Raw genomic sequence first — 16689 nt, 5'->3', positions numbered from 1 at the left:
GACGGGCTCAGTCTTCTCCGCGCGGCGGGCGCCCCATCGGGCCGCCGGGTCCGCCCGGCCCGCCCGGACCGTCACGATCGCGCGGTTCGGCGGCGCGCAGCTCTTCCATCGTCAGGCTGCCGTCATGATCGCTATCGGCGGCGTCGAACTTCCTGCGCTCATAGGCGAGCAGCTCGTCGAGCGAGACGCCATTGTCGTAATTGGTGTTGGCGTTGACGATCACCATCGCAGTGAGCGGCTCGATCAGCCGGCGCAGCGCCATGTCGTCCACGTCCAGGTCGGGCGCGATGCTCTCGGAGATCGGCCCGCCCATCTCGGCGACCGGCTGGTGCTCGGCCGAGGCGACCGATCCCATGTCGTGCTGCCAGGCGAAGAATTCGGCGGCGCTCAGCGCTCCATTGTGATCGGTGTCGATCCGCTCGAACCGCGCCTTGATCCGCGCGTCGCGCCGCGCCTCGATCACGGCCTTGAGTTCCTCGAAGGTGACCAGGCCGTCGCTATTCTTGTCGGCGGTGCGGAACATGCCGGTCACGGCCTTGTCGAGCTTCTCGCGCTTGACCGGCTTCATCATCCTGGGGCGTTCGCCGCCGCCCGGGCCGCCACCCGGTGGGCCACCACGGCCACGTCCGCCGCCACCGCTGCCGGGGCCACCGCCGCCCGGACCCATTTGGGCCAGTGCAGGCATCGCCAGTGTCAGCGCTGCGCCCAGCAGGAGGGCGCCTGCGCCCTGCTTCAAACCTCGCATAAATCCCCCGTGAAAACTTTGCCGAAGCCGGTTTCGGCCGGGCGGCGCGCAGGGGAATTTCGGTTTGTTGCAACGGGGAAAAACGAAAAGGTTGGGCGGAGGGCAGGGCAACCCTCCGCCCGGGGAAGCCTATTTCTGGAGCGCCTTATAGTCGTCGATCCAGGCATAGTTGTACGCCGAGCTGCCATCAGCATTGGGCTTGACGGTGCGGCCGGCGAACACGCTGTTGAGCAGCCATGGCACCGAATCCGGGCCGAAATTATTGACCATCGACTGGCCCTGCTTGAAGCCATAGGTCGCCACCGCCAGCTTGCCGGTGTCGCGGAAGATCTTCATCTGGTTCTTGAGGTAATGCTTGCGGCCCTCGAACCACGGGCTCTGCGCCAGGAACTCGTCCCATTGCGGCTTGGAGAAGGGCGTCTCCAGCGCGGCCTTGATGATCTGCCAGGTCTGGGCATTGGCCGGCGCGCCATATTTGGCGGCGAAGGCGGCGGGGATCGGGTCCTTGAGGTGCGACTTCCACCACCAGACCAGCGAGAATTCGAGCACCAGGAACTTCTGGTCCGAGCGCATCCGCGGCAGGATATAGTCGAGGAACGCCTTGGACTCCTCGATCATCGTGATGTGCGGGTGGATGTCGAGGCCGCGAAGCTCGGGCGTCTGCTTGATGAATTCCATCCAGCGATCGGTGGTCTTGTTGCGCCAGACCGGGTTCTGGGTCTGGTTGAGCGCGCCCATGTAGAGCTGCGTCTTGCAGGCGTCGCCGCCGCAATGCTCGGCGCGATACTGGATCGCCGCCTTGGCGAGTTGTTCGTAATAGGCGTTGAAGTTGGCGTTCCAGTCCTGCTGGCGGCTCTCGATGAAAGGCTCGTTGCCGATCACCAATATGTCCACCTTGCCCATCACTTCGGGCAGCACTGCCTCGAGCCGGGCGAGGTCCTTCTTGAAGGTATCGCTGTCCGCCTTGGGGAAGGCGACCTTGTTGTACGGGAACTTCAGCGTCAGGACCGTCTTGTAGCCGTGCTTGGACACGTCAAGGATCGTCTTGACCGCGCCATGTTCGGCGGCCGGGCCCCGATCGAGCTGGAACATCGGCAGGAAGATGCGCACCCACTGCGTGTCGCTCTTCTGGAGGTCGCGATAATCGACGTCCTCGAAATGCTCATTGTAATTGGCGCCGAGCGCGCCCTGGGCCAGCGCCGCACCGGGCAGGCTCAGCAGCGCCGCCGCGCCGATTGCCAGAAGCTTCCGCATCAAATCTCTCTCCCTGGTTGAAAGCGCTCGAAGGGCGCGGCCGGTTCGAGCCCCCGCTCTGCCGATCTGATTCGTATAAATCATATAATATGCTGATTAACGCAAGGGGGATGCGCCTTCCGGCGCAACCTTTGCCATTGTCGGTGACCGGAAGGATTTAGGGCCGGCTGCGTCCGTCGCGCTCGATCTTGTCGAGCCAAGCGGCCATCTGCCGGGTGCGCGCCGGGTTCTGCTCGGCCAGATTGACCTTCTCCCCGGGATCGCGCGCGACATTGTAGAGCTGATGGACGGGCAGGGTGCCGATCGCATTGCCGTGGAACTCGTGCGGCTCCACACTGGCGCGGATCAGCTTCCAGTCGCCCGCCCGGATCGCGAAGATGCGCGCGCCACTGCCCGCCACCTTGGTGCCGGTGGTGACCATCAGCTTGGTATCCTCGATCACATAGTCGCGCCCGCGATCGGTCTGGCCGAGGAGTGGCGCCAGCATGTCGAAGCTGTCGACCGCTGCATCCTGCGGGAAGCTTCCGCCGACCAGCTTTGCCAGCGAGGCGAGCAGATCGACATGGTCGATGATCGCAGTCGAGACCTTGCCCGCCGCCACATGGCCCGGCCAGGAGGCGATCATCGGCACGCGCGTGCCGCCCTCATAGATGCTGTACTTGCCGCTGCTGAACGGCCCCGCCGGGCGGTGCTTGCCGGCAAGCTCGACCGCCTTGTCCTGATAGCCGTCGAACAGGATCGGGCCGTTGTCGCTGCTGAACACGACCAGCGTGTCCTTCGCGATGCCCAGCTTCTCGAGCTGGCGCATCAGCTCGCCCACCGTCCAGTCGAGCTGCAGGATCGCGTCGCCGCGCGGGCCCATGCCCGACTTGCCGACGAAGCGCGGATGGGGCGCGCGCGGTACATGGGGTTCGTTGACCGCATAATAGAGGAAGAACGGCTTGCCCTTCTGCCCGGCGATGAAGTCCACCGCCTTGCCGAGCAGCACGTCGCTCAGCTCCTCGTCGGTCCAGCGCGCCTTCTTGCCGCCGGTCATATAGCCGATGCGGCTGATGCCGTTGACGATCGTGTTCGAATGCTCGCCATCGGCGCCGAACTTGAGCATCTCGGGATGGTCGAAACCGGTGGGCTCGTCGCCGATCTTGTCGTGATAATCGACGCGGATCGGGTCGGCCGGGTCGAGGTTCAGCACGCGGCGGTTCTCGATCAGCACGGTCGGCACGCGGTCAAGCGTCGCCGGCATGAACAGGCCATAGTCGAAGCCGATGTCGAGCGGCCCGGGCGCGATGTCACCGTTCCAGTCGACCTTGCCGTCGCCGAGACCCAGATGCCATTTGCCGACCAGCCCGGTGGTGTAGCCGGCGTTGCGCAGCATCGTCGGCAAAGTGAACTTGCCCGGGCGGATCAGCGCGGGCGCGTCGCCCGGCAGGATCTGCACGCCCGAGGCACGCCAGGCATAGTCACCGGTCAGCAGCGCATAGCGCGAGGGGGTGCAGGTCGCGGAAGGCGAGTGGCCGTTGACGAATCGCGTGCCGCGCGCGGCGAGCCGATCGATGTTCGGCGTGTGGATCGTCCTCGACCCGTAGCAGCTCAGATCGCCATAGCCGAGGTCGTCGGCATAGAGGATGATGATGTTGGGCTTGCGCGCCGGCGCGGCAAAAGTGGCCCCCGGGACGGCCAGCGCCGCGGCGCTCGCGAGCAACATTCCGCGGCGTGTCATCGCTGCCTTCACGAGTCTCTCCTTCAGTTTCTGGCCGCCTTGTGGCGTGGAATACTATTTATCGTATCACAAGCAAAGCTTGTTTGGGCACCGCTGAGCAGACGGGCAGAACTGGGCTTCCATGCTCCCGAGCGTGGAGTATCTCGATCCCATGCCTGCGGGGGCATGGGAGCTCAGGCTCCGGGTTTTATCGGCCTGGATCAATGGCCTCGTCCTTACACGAGGCGCCTGGTAGCGATGGGGATGTCGCCTGTTCAGGGTGACGCCGGCCAGCCAACGCAACCTCTCTGAAAGCACGTCCGGATGATCCATCCGGATCGGACCATCTTGTCAGGAATGATTTAGTATGATAATTACGATAGATAAGTTCCAAAGAATGGGAATGGGGGAGGTTAAGTGACTAAGCGCAATTGTTATTTCCTGCTCGCGACCAGCTCGGCTGTGGCTCTCGCGATGATTCCGGCTGCGGCGATGGCGCAGGATACCGCTCCGGATAACGCGCCGGACACCACCGAAGTCGGCGTGCAGGAGCAGGAAGCACCGGACGGCGCCAACGCGATCGTGGTCAGTGGCATCCGTCGCAGCCTTGAATCGGCGCAGTCGGTCAAGCAGGATTCCGACCAGATCATCGACTCGATCGTCGCGGAAGACATCGGCAAGCTGCCCGACGTCACCGCCTCCGAGTCGCTTGCCCGCATCACCGGCGTCACCGTGACGCGCGATGCCGGCGTGGCGCAGGGCGTCCGCATCCGCGGCCTGCCGGACCTCACCACCACCTATAACGGCCGCGAAGTTTTCACCGCGGAAGGCCGCTTCGTCCAGCTGCAGGACTTCCCGTCGAACAGCATCGCGCGCATCGACGTCTACAAGTCGGCCAGCGCCGATCTGCTCGAGGCCGGCCTGGCGGGCCTGGTCGACGTGAAGTCGCGCAAGCCGTTCGACTTCAAGGGCACGCGCATCACCGGCTATATGGGCGGCGTGCACTGGTATCAGTCGCAGCGCCTCGGCCTCGAGGCGAATGGCCTGTTCAGCACGCGCTGGAAGACCGGCATCGGCGAGATGGGCTTCCTGGTCGAGGGCTCCTATGCCGACACCCGGTACATCGATTCCTCGCGCGCGGTGGCGCAGGATATCCGCAACCGCACGACCGGCACGCCTTATGCCCAGCTGCGCTACCCGAATTTCGTCAACACCGACTATGGCTCGGCCACGCGCTGGCGCCCGAATGTCGATGCGGCGTTCCAGTGGCGCCCCAGCTCGACGCTCGAAATCTACCTCGACGGCCTGTTCCAGGGCTATCGCGCCGAGGGCGACGGCCATAATCTCCAGGTCGTCTCGGGCGATCTCGCCACGCTGAGCAACATCACGCTCATCCCGGGCACCAACCAGGCGGCGAGCTTCGACGCGGCAGCGGCAACGGGCGCGGCCCCGACCGGCGCGCAGCAGATCAACGACCAGTCGACCGATACCTATCAGGCCGGCGGCGGCTTCATCTGGAAGAACGGCCGCCTGAAGATCACCGGTGACGCTGCCTACACCGAATCGACCTTCATCAACCGCAACGTGGCGTTCAACTACACGCTGACCTCCACGCCGGCGCGCCACTTCGAATTCGATACGGCGCAGGGCGTGGGCGGCGGCACCGTCACGCTGACCAACTATGACCTGTTCAATCCGGCGAACTATCGCTGGACCGGCCTGACCCAGAGCGGCAACCGCGGGCATGGCGCGAGCTGGCAGGGTCGCCTCGACCTCGACTACAAGCTCGACAGCTTCGGCATATCGAACCTGCAGGCTGGCCTGCGCTTCTCGAGCCGCGATGCGGATTCGTACAGCTATGCCCAGTCGACCTACGCCGCACCAGCGGGGCAGACCTATGCGGTGCTGGCGTCGATGCTGGATATCCAGACCGCGGCGAGCGGCTTCCGCAACGATGACGCCACGTCGATCCGCACCTGGCTGTCGCCGACCCGCGAAAGCCTGGTCGCCAACCTCGATACGCTGCGTTCGCTGACCACGCTCACCGTCAACGGCGTCACCACGACGCTCGCCAAGGGTGATCCGACCTGGGGCTCCCCGGTCTATACGAGCAACGAGAAGCTCTACACCGGCTATCTCCAGGCGCGTTATGCCTTCGACATCGCCGGCGTGCCGATCGACGGCCTGATCGGCGTTCGTGCGACCAAGGCAGAGGTCTCGCTCGACGGTCTGCGCCGCACCACCACCGGCACCGGCGCTGCCGCGGTGACCACGATCACGCCGATCTCGACTTCGTCGAGCAACAGCGATTTCCTGCCCAACGTCAGCATGCGCATCAAGCTCGACCCGAAGCTGCAGATGCGCATCGCCTATACCGAGACGCGCACGCGCCCGGGCTTTGGCCAGCTCAATCCGACGCTCACGATCGGGGCGCTGCCGACCGGCAACACCTGCGCCGATCCGAATGGCGCGGACTGCATCCGCAGCGCCAGCTCGGGCAATCCGGACCTGAAGCCGACCACCTCGAAGAACTATGACGCCTCGGTCGAATATTACTTCAGCCGCAGCGGCGCGCTCACCCTGGGCGGGTTCTACAAGGACGTGAACGGCTTCATCAACACGTTCACTACCGACGTTCCGGATCCCGTGTTCGGCCGCCTGCGCATGAGCCAGCCGCAAAATGGCGGCGCGGGTCGGATCAAGGGCATCGAGGCCGGGGTGCGCAGCTTCCTGCGTGCACCGTGGCTGCCGACCTGGCTGAACGATTTCGGCGGGATGGTGAACTATACCTATCTCGACGCGAAGTCGGTGCTGGCACCCAGCCTCGCCGCGACCCTGCCGGGCCTGCAGCGCATCGCCGGCACATCGAAGCACACGGTGAACCTGTCGGGCTGGTACGAGAACAAGTTCGTCTCGCTGCGCGTCTCGTACAATTATCGCACCGACTTCATCGACAGCTACGGCCAGGTCGCCGATCCGGCGCTGGGCACCCCGGCGCCGCTGGGCCCGACGCTGCCGATCAAGGTCGATGCGCGCGGTACGGCAGACTTCGCCGCGACGCTTTCGCCGACGGATAACATCACGCTGAGCTTCAACGTGAACAACTTCCTGGGCGGCGCCTACCGCAACTACCGCACGTTCAACGCACAGGGGCAGGCCTATGCGTGGCAGACGCGCTTCCTGGAGAGCGTCTATCGTGCGGGCATCCGCTTCCGGTTCTGATCGCCGGAACGACGTAGCTTAACCTGGTACCGGGCGGCGTCGCGACGGAAGGATCCTTCCCGAGCGGCGCCGCCTTTTGTTTGATGTGATGAGGGACGACATCGTGAAGTATTTCCTGGCCGCCGCGCTCGCCGCCACTTCGCTCCTTCCGGCCGCGGCGCTGGCCCAGCAGGCAGCGCCGGCGAACCGCCCGCCGGCGGACGACATCTTCCTCGATCACCCGTCGCAGGATCGCAACGCGACGGTGATGCCTGCGGCCGATGCGCAGCCGGTCAGGTCCTTTTTCAACGCGCATGCGATCACCGATGCCTCGGTCGCACAGGCCGCCGATGGCCGCTGGTTCGTTACCGGCACGGTGATCCGCGACGGGCGGCGCGACGGCATCCAGCTCTGGTCCTCCGCCGATGACGGCAAGAGCTGGACCGCGCTCGGCGTCGTCCACGGCGCCGGCCACCGCTATCTCGCGCCGGACATCCAGATCCGCGGCGATCTCGTCCAGCTCGCCTTTGCCGACGACAATGGCTGCGCGCATATCGCCCGGGGCTCGCTCGCCAATCTGAAGGGCGGGTTCACTGAAAGTCCCTGCCTGGTGACCGACGTGGCCGACGTCTCGTCGTTCATCGATGCGGACGGCGCCAATTATCTGCTCTGGAATGGCGGCATGATCGCGAAGGTCGCCGCCGACTCCTCGAAGCTCGCCGACGCGCCGCGCTTCCTCAAGCCCGATCCGGCGCTGTTCAAGACCGATCCGCCCGCGGGCAAGGACTGGCCGGTGCGGTTGCGCGTCGGCAAGGCCGGCGCCTCGATGTTCAGGGACGGTGACCAATATGTGATCACCGCCAGCGAAGTGACGGGCCGCATGCGCACCGCCACCGACGACCTCTATATGGCGACCGGCCCGTCGCCTTATGGCCCCTTCTCCAAGCGGATGCTCGCGGTGCCGCATGCAGGTCAGAGCAACATCGTGCGCACCAGGGACGGCAAGCTGCTCGCCAGCTACAATCCGCGCTGCGAGGATGATTTCGCGATGTTCTGCGAGCAGGTCGGGCTGGTGCCGCTTGAGCGTGCGCCGGACGGCCGCATTCGCCAGGCGGCGTCGGTGCTTACCGAGAACAGCGCCGTGGCCGATCGTCTGGCGCTGATCGCCGACGAGACGATGCGCGATCCTTCCGCCACTCTCGGCGGCGACGGCGCTTATTATCTGGTCGGCACACAGAAGGGCTTCGGCTTCCAATACCCCGAAGGCGGGGTGAACCTCTATCGTTCGACCGATCTCAAGACCTGGACTTCGCAGAACAAGATGATCTTCGACTGGAAGGGGCTGGGCTACACGTTCAAGGACGTCGCCGAGCTCTGGGCGCCGGAGATCCACTGGTCGGCCCGCGACAAGACCTATTATCTCGCCTTCTCGGTGATGGAGCGCGGGGTAGGGGGCAAGTCGTGGCTGTTCCGCTCGACCAGCGGCAAGGCGATCGGGCCGTACGTCAACACGCGCGACAGCTATTTCGTCGAAGGGATCGACGCCTTCCCGTTCGAAGACGAGAGCGGCTTCTATCTGCTCTGGGGCGGCGGCCGGATCGGCAAGCTCAACGCCAAGCGCAGCGGGTTCGAGGGTGAGGTCAAGCGCCTGGTCGATACCGATGGCGAGAATGTCGGCTATGAGGGCAATGGCCTGATCAAGGTCAAGGGCACCTATTTCCTCACCGGTGCCGAATGGAATGGTCCGCTGCGGACCGACGGCACCTATGACATGATGTACGGCACGTCGAAGTCGCTGATGGGGCCGTACAGCAAGCGCCGCCTCGCGGTGCCGCATGGCGGGCACGGTACCGCCTTCCGCGATGCCCAGGGCCATTTCTGGTACACGATGTTCGGCAACGACACGACCGCACCCTGGCGCCGTCACTTCGGCCTGGTGCCGATCGAGATCTCCGAAGACGGGATCCGCGTGCCGCAGATCGAGCGCTGATTTTCAGGTCTCTCCAACCGAGCCTTCTCCGTCGGCTCGATACTGGGCCCCGGTCGTGACCGGGGCCCGTTTTGTTTTAGAATTTGAACGCCTCGGTTTCGCGGCGCTCGGCGAGAAGGAAGGCATCGGCGACCAGCCGCATCGGGCTGACGTCGACATCGCTGGTGCCGCTGGCGAGCAGTTCGGCGAAGCGGGCGTAGAGGCGCGGATACTCCTGGTCGGCCGCGGTCACTTCGCTCTCGCCGGGCAATTGGAGCACGCTCCCGCCTAGCGACAGGCGCAGCGTGCCGGCGTCGGTGTCGACTTCGATGTCCCAGGTCTGCGGGCCGGTCTGCAGGAAGTCGAACGAGGCGCGGCCCTTGGCGTTGCCGCAGCGCAGCTGCATCTCGGCGGCGAGCGGTCCTGCGCGGCCCGCGGGCACGTCCATCGTCGCGGCAGTGACGAACAGCGGGGCGGGGAGGATCGCAGTGGCGATCGAGAGGGCGTTGATGCCCGGATCGAACACGCCGAAGCCGCCGGGGGCGAGAATCCACTCCTGGCCGGGATGCCAGCGGCGAATATCCTCGCGCCAGTCGATCCGGACGTCCTTGATCTCGCGATTGGCGAGCCAGGCGCGCGCGGTGGACACGCCGGCCGCTTCGCGCGAGTGCCAGCTTGTGAACAAGGTGACGTTCTTCTCGCGCGCCAATGCGGCCAGCGCCTCGATCTCGGAGAGCGTCGCGGCGGGCGGCTTTTCGAGCATCACATGCTTGCCGGCGGCGATCGCGATTCGCGCCAGTTCGTGGCGACCCTCAGGCGGGGTGCAGAAAGAAACAGCATCCAGCGCGGTCCCGGTGATCATCGCCGCAGTGTCCGGATAATTGGGAACGCCATCGACCCGCCCGTGCCGGCTGGCGATCGCCGCAAGCTCGAAACGGCGGTCGCCGGCAATGGCCGGAAGATGCTGATCTCGGGCGATTTTTCCGATGCCGACCAGGCCGAGGCGAAAGCGTTGCACCCTTAACTCCCTTTTATACGATATATATGCTTCCTATCCGTCGCGAACCGCACTATCAATACGCCACGTATTAACAGGGTCGCGTTCAGTGACCGGAGTGTTCGAGAGGGAATCTATGTCAGGGGGCGGTGAAGTCGAGGGCAAGCGCGCCAATCTACGGTCGCGCGCCTGGTTCGACGATCCGTCGAATCCGGACATGACAGCGCTGTACGTGGAGCGCTATCTGAATTTCGGCATCAGCCTGGAAGAGTTGCAGTCGGGCCGACCGATCATCGGCATCGCGCAGACCGGCAGCGACCTTACCCCGTGCAATCGCCACCATCTCGAGCTCGCCAAGCGCGTGCGCGAAGGTATCCGCGACGCAGGCGGCATCGCGCTCGAATTCCCGACGCACCCGATCCAGGAAACCGGCAAGCGCCCCACCGCGGGGCTCGACCGCAACCTGCAATATCTCAGCCTGGTCGAATCGATCTACGGCTATCCGATGGACGGCGTTGTCCTGACCATCGGTTGCGACAAGACGACCCCGGCCTGCCTGATGGCTGCCGCCACGGTGAACATTCCGGCGATCGCCCTGTCGGTCGGCCCGATGCTCAACGGCTGGTTCAAGGGCGAGCGCACCGGGTCGGGCACGATCGTGTGGAAGGCGCGCGAGATGCTCGCCGCGGGCGAGATCGATTACAAGGGCTTCATCGAGCTGGTCGCCAGCTCGGCGCCGTCGACCGGCTGGTGCAACACCATGGGCACCGCGACGACGATGAACTCGCTGTGCGAGGCGCTCGGCATGTCGCTGCCGGGTTCGGCCGCGATCCCCGCGCCGTACCGCGACCGCGCCGAATGCGCCTATCATACCGGCGTGCAGATCGTCGAAATGGTGCATGCCGATCGCAAGCCCTCGGACGTGCTGACCCGCCAGGCGTTCCTCAACGCGATCCGCGTTAACTCCGCGATCGGCGGCTCGACCAACGCCCCGATCCACCTGAACGCCATTGCCCGCCATATCGGCGTCGAACTGAGCCTCACCGACTGGGAGGCGCATGGCGCCGACATCCCGCTGCTGGTCAACCTCCAGCCTGCGGGCAAATATCTGGGCGAGGATTTCTACCGCGCCGGCGGCGTGCCGGCGGTGATGGGGCAGTTGCTCCGTGCCGGGCTGATCGACGGCAGCGCGCTGACGGTCAACGGCAAGACGGTCGAGGCGAATATCGGCACCGCCACCGCGCAGGACGCCGATGTGATCTTCCCGCTCGACGCGCCGCTCAAGGCGGCCGCGGGCCTGACCGTGCTCTCGGGCAATCTGTTCGACAATGCGGTGATGAAGCTCAGCGTGCTCTCCGAAGAGTTCCGCGGGCGCTATCTCTCCGATCCCGAGCATCCCGGCATGTTCGAAGGCACTGCGATCGTGTTCGACGGGCCCGAGGATTATCATCGCCGCATCGACGATCCTGCGCTGGGCGCCGACGATCACTCGATCCTGATCATGCGCGGCGCTGGGCCGGTCGGCTATCCGGGCGGTGCTGAAGTCGTGAATATGCGTCCGCCGGTGGCGCTGATCCAGGCGGGCGTGCATGCGCTGCCGTGCCTCGGCGACGGCCGCCAGTCGGGCACCAGCGGCTCGCCTTCGATCCTCAACGCGGCACCCGAAGCAGCGGTTGGCGGCGGGCTCGCGCTCGTCCAGACCGGCGACCGCATCCGCATCGATCTCAACAACCGCACCGCGGACATGCTGGTCGGCGACGAGGAACTGGCGCGTCGCCGCGCCGCGCTCGACATCGAGTATGTTCCCGAGAGCCAGACCCCCTGGCAGGAGATCCACCGCGACCTGGTCGGTCAGTTCGACGGCGGCGCGGTGTTCGAGAATGCCGTGAAGTACCAGCGCATCGCGCAGAAATACGGCGTGCCGCGGGACAGCCACTGATGTCTCTCGTCCGGATCGTTGAGCGCGACCGGCGCGATGTGCTCGGCGAGGGGCCGCTCTGGTCGGCGCGCGACAATGCGCTCTACTGGACCGATATCCTCTCGCACCGCCTCAACCGGCTGTCACTCGACAGCGGCGCAATCGCTGGCTGGGTATTCGACGACTATCTCGGCTGGGCGATCGAGCGGGATGCGGGCGGCTTTGTCCTCGGCCTTGGCCGCCGCTTCGTCCGCTTCGATCCTGAGACCGGCACCACGCGGACGATCGCCTCGCCCGAGACGGACCGCGTTGAGAACCGGATCAACGACGCCAAGGCCGATGCGCAGGGGCGCATCTGGGCCGGTACCATGTCGATCAATTGCACCGACCCGACCGGCAGCTTCTACCGGCTCGACACCAACGGCGCCGCCACCCGCGTCGATCGCCCCTATGCGATCGCCAACGGCCCGGCGATCGCCGCGGACGGCAGCTGCCTGCTGCACACGGACACCTCGCTGGCGACGATCTTCCGCTTCGACATCCACGACGACGGATCGCTCGGCCCGCGGACCCCGTTCATCGAATTCCAGCCCGAATGGGGCAATCCGGACGGCATGACCTTCGACGCCGAAGGCTGCCTGTGGGTCGGCTGCTGGGGCGCGGGCTGCGTCACGCGCTTCTCGCCTGAGGGCCAGCGCGAGCGTAGCATCACGCTGCCGGCGAGCCAGATCACCAGTTGCACCTTTGCCGGCCCCGATCTGGACCGCATGTTCGTCACATCGGCCTGCGACGGGGTGGACGAGCCCCATGCAGGCGCATTGTTTGAAGTCGATCCGGGCTGCCGCGGCCTGGCGACTCAGCTCTATCGCGGTTGAGGAGGAAAGCGATGACCCTGAACAAAAGCGCACTGCTTCTGGGAGCGGCACTCGCCTGCGCGCTCGCCTCGAACGCCGAAGCGGCGACCGCCAAGCGCGGCACCTTCGGCCGGCTGGCGGATGGCCGCGCGGTCGCTTCGGTGACGCTGTCCAACGCCAAGGGCGTTTCGGCGAACATCATCGCCTGGGGGGCGACGATCCAGTCGGTGATCATGCCCGACCGCAATGGCCGCAAGGCGGACGTGGCGCTCGGCTATGACAATATCGAGCAGTATATCGCCAAGCCGCAGTATTTCGGCCCGATCGTCGGCCGTTTCGGCAACCGCCTGGCGGCGGGCCGCTTCAAGCTCGACGGGCAGACCTACCAGACCCCGGTCAACAACGGGAAGAACGCGCTCCACGGCGGCACCACCGGCTTCGACAAGGTGCTGTGGGAGGTGGTCTCGGTGAAGAACGGCCCGACCGCATCGGTGACGCTGCGCTATGTCAGCCCGGACGGCGACCAGGGCTATCCCGGCACGATGACCGTCGACGCGACCTATTCGCTCGACGAGCAGAACAATCTGACGATCGAATACACTGCGACCACCGACAAGCTGACGATCGCGAACCTGACCAACCACGCCTATTGGAACCTGTCGGGCGAAGGCTCGTCGAATGGCGCGATGGGCCATGTCGTGACGATCCCGGCGCAGACCTATCTGCCGACCGACGACGGCGCGATCCCCACCGGCGAGTTCAAGCCCGTGGCCGGTACCGTGTTCGATTTCCGCAAGCCGATGGCCGTCGGCCTGCGCGTGCGCGAAGCCAAGGACCAGCAGATCGTCTGGGCGCGCGGCTATGACCATAATTGGGTGATCGGCCGCGAAGTCACCAAGACCCAGCACATGATGGCGAAGGTCTATGATCCGGTCTCTGGCCGCGGCTTCGAGCTGTGGTCGAACCAGCCGGGCCTGCAATTCTATTCGGGCAATTTCCTCGACGGCACCTCTTACGGCAAGTCGAAGAAGGTCTACCGCGAGGGCGACGCCATCGTGATGGAGCCGCAGATCTTCCCGGATGCACCGAACCAGAAGGGCTTCCCCGATGCGCGCCTCGCGCCGGGCCAGACCTATCGCAACGTCATGACCTATCGCCTGACCACCGGTCAGGCCGGCAAGCGCTAAGAAGGGACACGAAGATGAACCGGATCTTCCTATTCCTCGCCGCTCTGCTCGTCGCGACGCCGGCAATGGCGCGCGACCAGTGGACTCCCGCCCAGGCGAACGCCTGGTATGCCAAACAGCCCTGGCTGGTCGGCGCCAACTTCACGCCGGCTAATGCGATCAACCAGCTCGAAATGTGGCAGCCCGAGACCTTCGATCCCGCCACGATCGACAAGGAACTGGGCTATGCCGAGTCGATCGGGATGAACACGATGCGCGTGTTCCTGCACAATCTGCTCTGGGAGAATGATCCCGAGGGGCTGAAGAAGCGGATGGACGTGTTCCTCACGATCGCCGCCAAGCATCACATCAAGCCGCTGTTCGTCCTGTTCGACAGCTGCTGGGATCCCAACCCGGTCGCAGGGCCGCAGCATCCGCCGATCCCCGGTGTTCATAATTCGGGCTGGGTCCAGGCGCCGGGCGCCGCCCGCCTCAAGGACGAGAGCCAGTATGGCAAGCTCGAAGGCTATGTGAAGGGCGTCGTCGGCGCCTTCGCCAACGACCCGCGCGTACTCGGTTGGGATCTGTGGAACGAGCCGAACAATGGCGGCGGCGGCAACTACAAGCCGACGCCGAACAAGAAGGAAATGGTCGCCAAGCTGCTGCCGCAGGTGTTCGCCTGGGCGCGCTCGGTGGACCCGAGCCAGCCGCTGACCTCCGGCGTTTGGATCGGGGAGGACTGGAACAACATGAGCAAGCGCGACGCGGTCGAGAAGACGCAGCTCACCCAGTCGGACGTGCTGACCTTCCACGATTACAGCTGGCCCGAGACCTTCGAGAAGCGTGCGCACCAGATGCTCAGCTTCGGCCGCCCGGTGATCTGCACCGAGTATATGGCACGCGGTAACGGCTCGACCTTCGACGGTTCGCTGCCGATCGCGAAGCGGCTGAACATCGGCATGATGAACTGGGGCTTTGTCGACGGGAAGACGCAGACGCGCCTGCCCTGGGACAGCTGGAAGAAGCCCTATACTTCGGATGAGCCGACGATCTGGTTCCACGAAGTGTTCCGCGGCGACGGCACGCCCTATCGCCAGGCCGAGACCGACCTGATCAAGCGCCTCGCCACTTCGCCCAAGGGCGTTGTGCCCGCGGCGCCGGCAGCCAAGTGATGCGGCACATCGTTTCGGCAGCGCTGGCGGGGCTCGTCCTCGCCGCGCTGCCGGCGCACGCCCAGGACGCGCCGTCGTTCTTCGATGGCGCCGATCCCGATTTCGAAGTCGCGGAAGGTCAGTACTGGCTCTACCCGACCTTCGGCGGGAAGACGCTGGTCGCGTGGCATTCGCTCGACATGCAGAAGTGGGAGAAGGGGCCCGTCCTCCTCGACCATACGATGATCCCGTGGATCAACGACGACAAGGCGCCCGAGCATCGCCTGTGGGCCCCGGACATGGTACGCGTCGGCAGCCGCTACTATTTCTATTATTCGGTCGGCCCCCAGAACCCGACGCCGAGCCGCATCGGCGTGGCGACCTGCGAAGGTCCGGCGGGGCCGTGCAAGGACAGCGGCAAGCCGCTCGTAAATGATGGCGGCCACGGCTTCGAGGCGATCGACCCGGCGGTGTTCGTCGATCCCAGAAGCGGCAAGGCCTATCTCTATGCCGGCGGCAGCGCGGGTGCGACGCTGCGCGTCTGGCAGCTCAAGCCCGACATGGTCAGCATTGACCGTGAAGTGAAGGTGAAGACGCCCGCGCACTTCACCGAAGGCTCGTTCATGTTCGAGCGCAAGGGCGTCTATTACCTGTCCTACTCGTCAGGCAATTTCCGCGACACGACTTATTCGGTCCACTATGCGACCGCGTCGTCGCCGACTGGCCCGTGGAAGTATCGCGGGCCGATCCTGGTGAGCGATGCCAAGTATAAGGGCCCGGGGCATCACGCGTTCCTGCGCGATCCCAAGGACGGGCGCTGGTACATTGCCTATCACCGCTGGGAAGGGCAGCCGCATGACGGCCCCTATACCGGCTCGCGCCGGGTCGCGATCACTTCGATGACCTTCGGCAAGGACGGGTCGATACTGCCGATCAAGATGGATTGATCGGCAGTCCGGCTCAGCTGGCGGAAGGTTCGTAGGTGTCGATCAGTTCGAGCACATCGGAGATCAGGGCGCGCATCGCGATGCGGGCTGCATCGGGGTCGCGGGCCTTGATCGCATCGAGCACGCGGCCGTGATCGCCGACATTGGCGGTGCGGCCCTTCACGCGGTTGGTGAAGCGGATCGATGTGCGCAGCGCGGTGCCCACCACGTCGCGGAACTGCGCGTAGAAGGGGTTGCCCGAAGCGCGCAGGATCGAGACGTGGAAGGCGATGTCGGCCTCCAGCGTGTCGTCCAGCCCCTTCTCGGCAGCGACCATGCGGGCCAGGCCCTCGGCGATCACCGTCATGTCGTCCTCGTCGGCGAATCGCGCGGCGAGTGCGGCGGCCTCAGGCTCGATCGCGACGCGCAACTGGTTGAACTGCTTGAGCAGGTCGACCGAGAATTGCCGCTCGAGCAGCCAGCGCAGCACGTCGGTGTCAAACAGGTTCCAGGACGAAGTCGGCTCGACCACGGTGCCCTGGCGCGGGCGAGCGCTCAACAGGCCCTTGGCCGTGAGCATCTTCACCGCTTCGCGCGTCACCGAACGGCTCACGCCGTGCTGTTTGGTCAGCTCAGCCTCGGTGGGGAAGGGCTGGGTCTCGTACTGGCCGGTAACGATTGCCCGGCCGAGACGGTCGAGCAGTCCATAGGTCAGGTTGCGCCCGAGCTGCGGCCGCAGCTCGTCTTGCGACCTGGAAAGAGACGTTGCCACGCGCGGGTTTTCCTTTTCTATCGAGGCGACGATCGTC

At 65.4% G+C, this 16689-nt stretch carries 12 protein-coding genes; 7 read left to right on the top strand and 5 right to left on the bottom strand.

Going from position 1 to position 16689, the window contains the following annotated elements; all coding sequences use genetic code 11:
- Positions 1-7 precede the first annotated feature (7 nt).
- The 3 genes from HZY97_RS15800 to HZY97_RS15790 all read right to left on the bottom strand — a co-directional run bounded on the left by HZY97_RS15800 (position 8) and on the right by HZY97_RS15790 (position 3731).
- The gene (locus tag HZY97_RS15800; RefSeq protein WP_180145745.1) at positions 8-745 is read right to left on the bottom strand and encodes a calcium-binding protein; all 738 of its coding nucleotides are present in this window, start codon (positions 743-745) and stop codon (positions 8-10) included.
- 129 nt (positions 746-874) lie between these two features.
- Positions 875-1999, bottom strand: coding sequence for a hypothetical protein (locus HZY97_RS15795; protein ID WP_180145742.1), 1125 nt, complete (start codon positions 1997-1999; stop codon positions 875-877).
- A gap of 157 nt (positions 2000-2156) precedes the next feature.
- Complete coding sequence (locus HZY97_RS15790) at positions 2157-3731, bottom strand: arylsulfatase (protein WP_373684399.1); 1575 nt, start codon at positions 3729-3731, stop codon at positions 2157-2159.
- A gap of 384 nt (positions 3732-4115) precedes the next feature.
- Between HZY97_RS15790 and HZY97_RS15785 the strand changes: the two genes are divergently transcribed.
- The gene (locus HZY97_RS15785) at positions 4116-6920 is read left to right on the top strand and encodes a TonB-dependent receptor (protein WP_180145739.1); all 2805 of its coding nucleotides are present in this window, start codon (positions 4116-4118) and stop codon (positions 6918-6920) included.
- An 88-nt stretch (positions 6921-7008) separates the two neighbouring features.
- A complete protein-coding gene (locus HZY97_RS15780) occupies positions 7009-8889 on the top strand; it encodes a family 43 glycosylhydrolase (protein WP_180145736.1) in 1881 nt (626 codons plus the stop codon).
- Between the two features lie 76 nt (positions 8890-8965).
- On the opposite strand, the gene HZY97_RS15775 is transcribed toward HZY97_RS15780, so the two are convergent.
- Positions 8966-9886, bottom strand: a complete 921-nt coding sequence (locus tag HZY97_RS15775; protein WP_180145733.1) for a Gfo/Idh/MocA family protein — start codon at positions 9884-9886, stop codon at positions 8966-8968.
- Positions 9887-10001: 115 nt separating this feature from the next.
- On the opposite strand from HZY97_RS15775, the gene HZY97_RS15770 reads away from it, so the two are divergent.
- The 5 genes from HZY97_RS15770 to HZY97_RS15750 are packed head-to-tail and all read left to right on the top strand — an operon-like array spanning position 10002 to position 15901.
- Positions 10002-11804 (top strand): IlvD/Edd family dehydratase, encoded by a 1803-nt coding sequence (locus HZY97_RS15770; RefSeq protein ID WP_180145730.1) that lies wholly within the window; start codon positions 10002-10004, stop codon positions 11802-11804.
- Entirely contained in the window at positions 11804-12658 is an 855-nt protein-coding gene (locus tag HZY97_RS15765) for an SMP-30/gluconolactonase/LRE family protein (protein WP_180145727.1), read from the top strand. The genes HZY97_RS15770 and HZY97_RS15765 overlap by 1 nt, the downstream gene beginning before the upstream one ends.
- 11 nt (positions 12659-12669) lie before the next feature.
- Complete coding sequence (locus HZY97_RS15760) at positions 12670-13824, top strand: aldose epimerase family protein (RefSeq protein WP_180145725.1); 1155 nt, start codon at positions 12670-12672, stop codon at positions 13822-13824.
- 14 nt (positions 13825-13838) lie between these two features.
- Positions 13839-14975, top strand: a complete 1137-nt coding sequence (locus HZY97_RS15755) for a cellulase family glycosylhydrolase (RefSeq protein WP_180145723.1) — start codon at positions 13839-13841, stop codon at positions 14973-14975.
- Positions 14975-15901: a family 43 glycosylhydrolase gene (locus HZY97_RS15750; protein WP_180145720.1), complete on the top strand. Its 927-nt coding sequence runs from the start codon at positions 14975-14977 to the stop codon at positions 15899-15901. The genes HZY97_RS15755 and HZY97_RS15750 overlap by 1 nt, the downstream gene beginning before the upstream one ends.
- A 13-nt stretch (positions 15902-15914) precedes the next feature.
- On the opposite strand, the gene HZY97_RS15745 is transcribed toward HZY97_RS15750, so the two are convergent.
- Entirely contained in the window at positions 15915-16652 is a 738-nt protein-coding gene (locus HZY97_RS15745) for a FadR/GntR family transcriptional regulator (RefSeq protein WP_180145718.1), read from the bottom strand.
- Positions 16653-16689 lie beyond the last annotated feature (37 nt).

The organism is Sphingomonas sp. R-74633 (assembly GCF_013416555.1).
GTDB lineage: Bacteria > Pseudomonadota > Alphaproteobacteria > Sphingomonadales > Sphingomonadaceae > Sphingomonas.
The sequence above is the reverse complement of the archived record's forward strand: the minus strand, read 5'-3'. Positions and strand labels throughout refer to the sequence as shown.

What these genes read in the sequence shown, in the direction of transcription:
- HZY97_RS15800 (WP_180145745.1), bottom strand. Translation starts at nt 745, where the DNA reads ATGCGAGGTTTGAAGCAGGGCGCAGGCGCCCTCCTGCTGGGCGCAGCG.
- HZY97_RS15795 (WP_180145742.1), bottom strand. Translation starts at nt 1,999, where the DNA reads ATGCGGAAGCTTCTGGCAATCGGCGCGGCGGCGCTGCTGAGCCTGCCC.
- HZY97_RS15780 (WP_180145736.1), top strand. Translation starts at nt 7,009, where the DNA reads ATGAGGGACGACATCGTGAAGTATTTCCTGGCCGCCGCGCTCGCCGCC.
- HZY97_RS15770 (WP_180145730.1), top strand. Translation starts at nt 10,002, where the DNA reads ATGTCAGGGGGCGGTGAAGTCGAGGGCAAGCGCGCCAATCTACGGTCG.
- HZY97_RS15765 (WP_180145727.1), top strand. Translation starts at nt 11,804, where the DNA reads ATGTCTCTCGTCCGGATCGTTGAGCGCGACCGGCGCGATGTGCTCGGC.
- HZY97_RS15760 (WP_180145725.1), top strand. Translation starts at nt 12,670, where the DNA reads ATGACCCTGAACAAAAGCGCACTGCTTCTGGGAGCGGCACTCGCCTGC.
- HZY97_RS15755 (WP_180145723.1), top strand. Translation starts at nt 13,839, where the DNA reads ATGAACCGGATCTTCCTATTCCTCGCCGCTCTGCTCGTCGCGACGCCG.
- HZY97_RS15750 (WP_180145720.1), top strand. Translation starts at nt 14,975, where the DNA reads ATGCGGCACATCGTTTCGGCAGCGCTGGCGGGGCTCGTCCTCGCCGCG.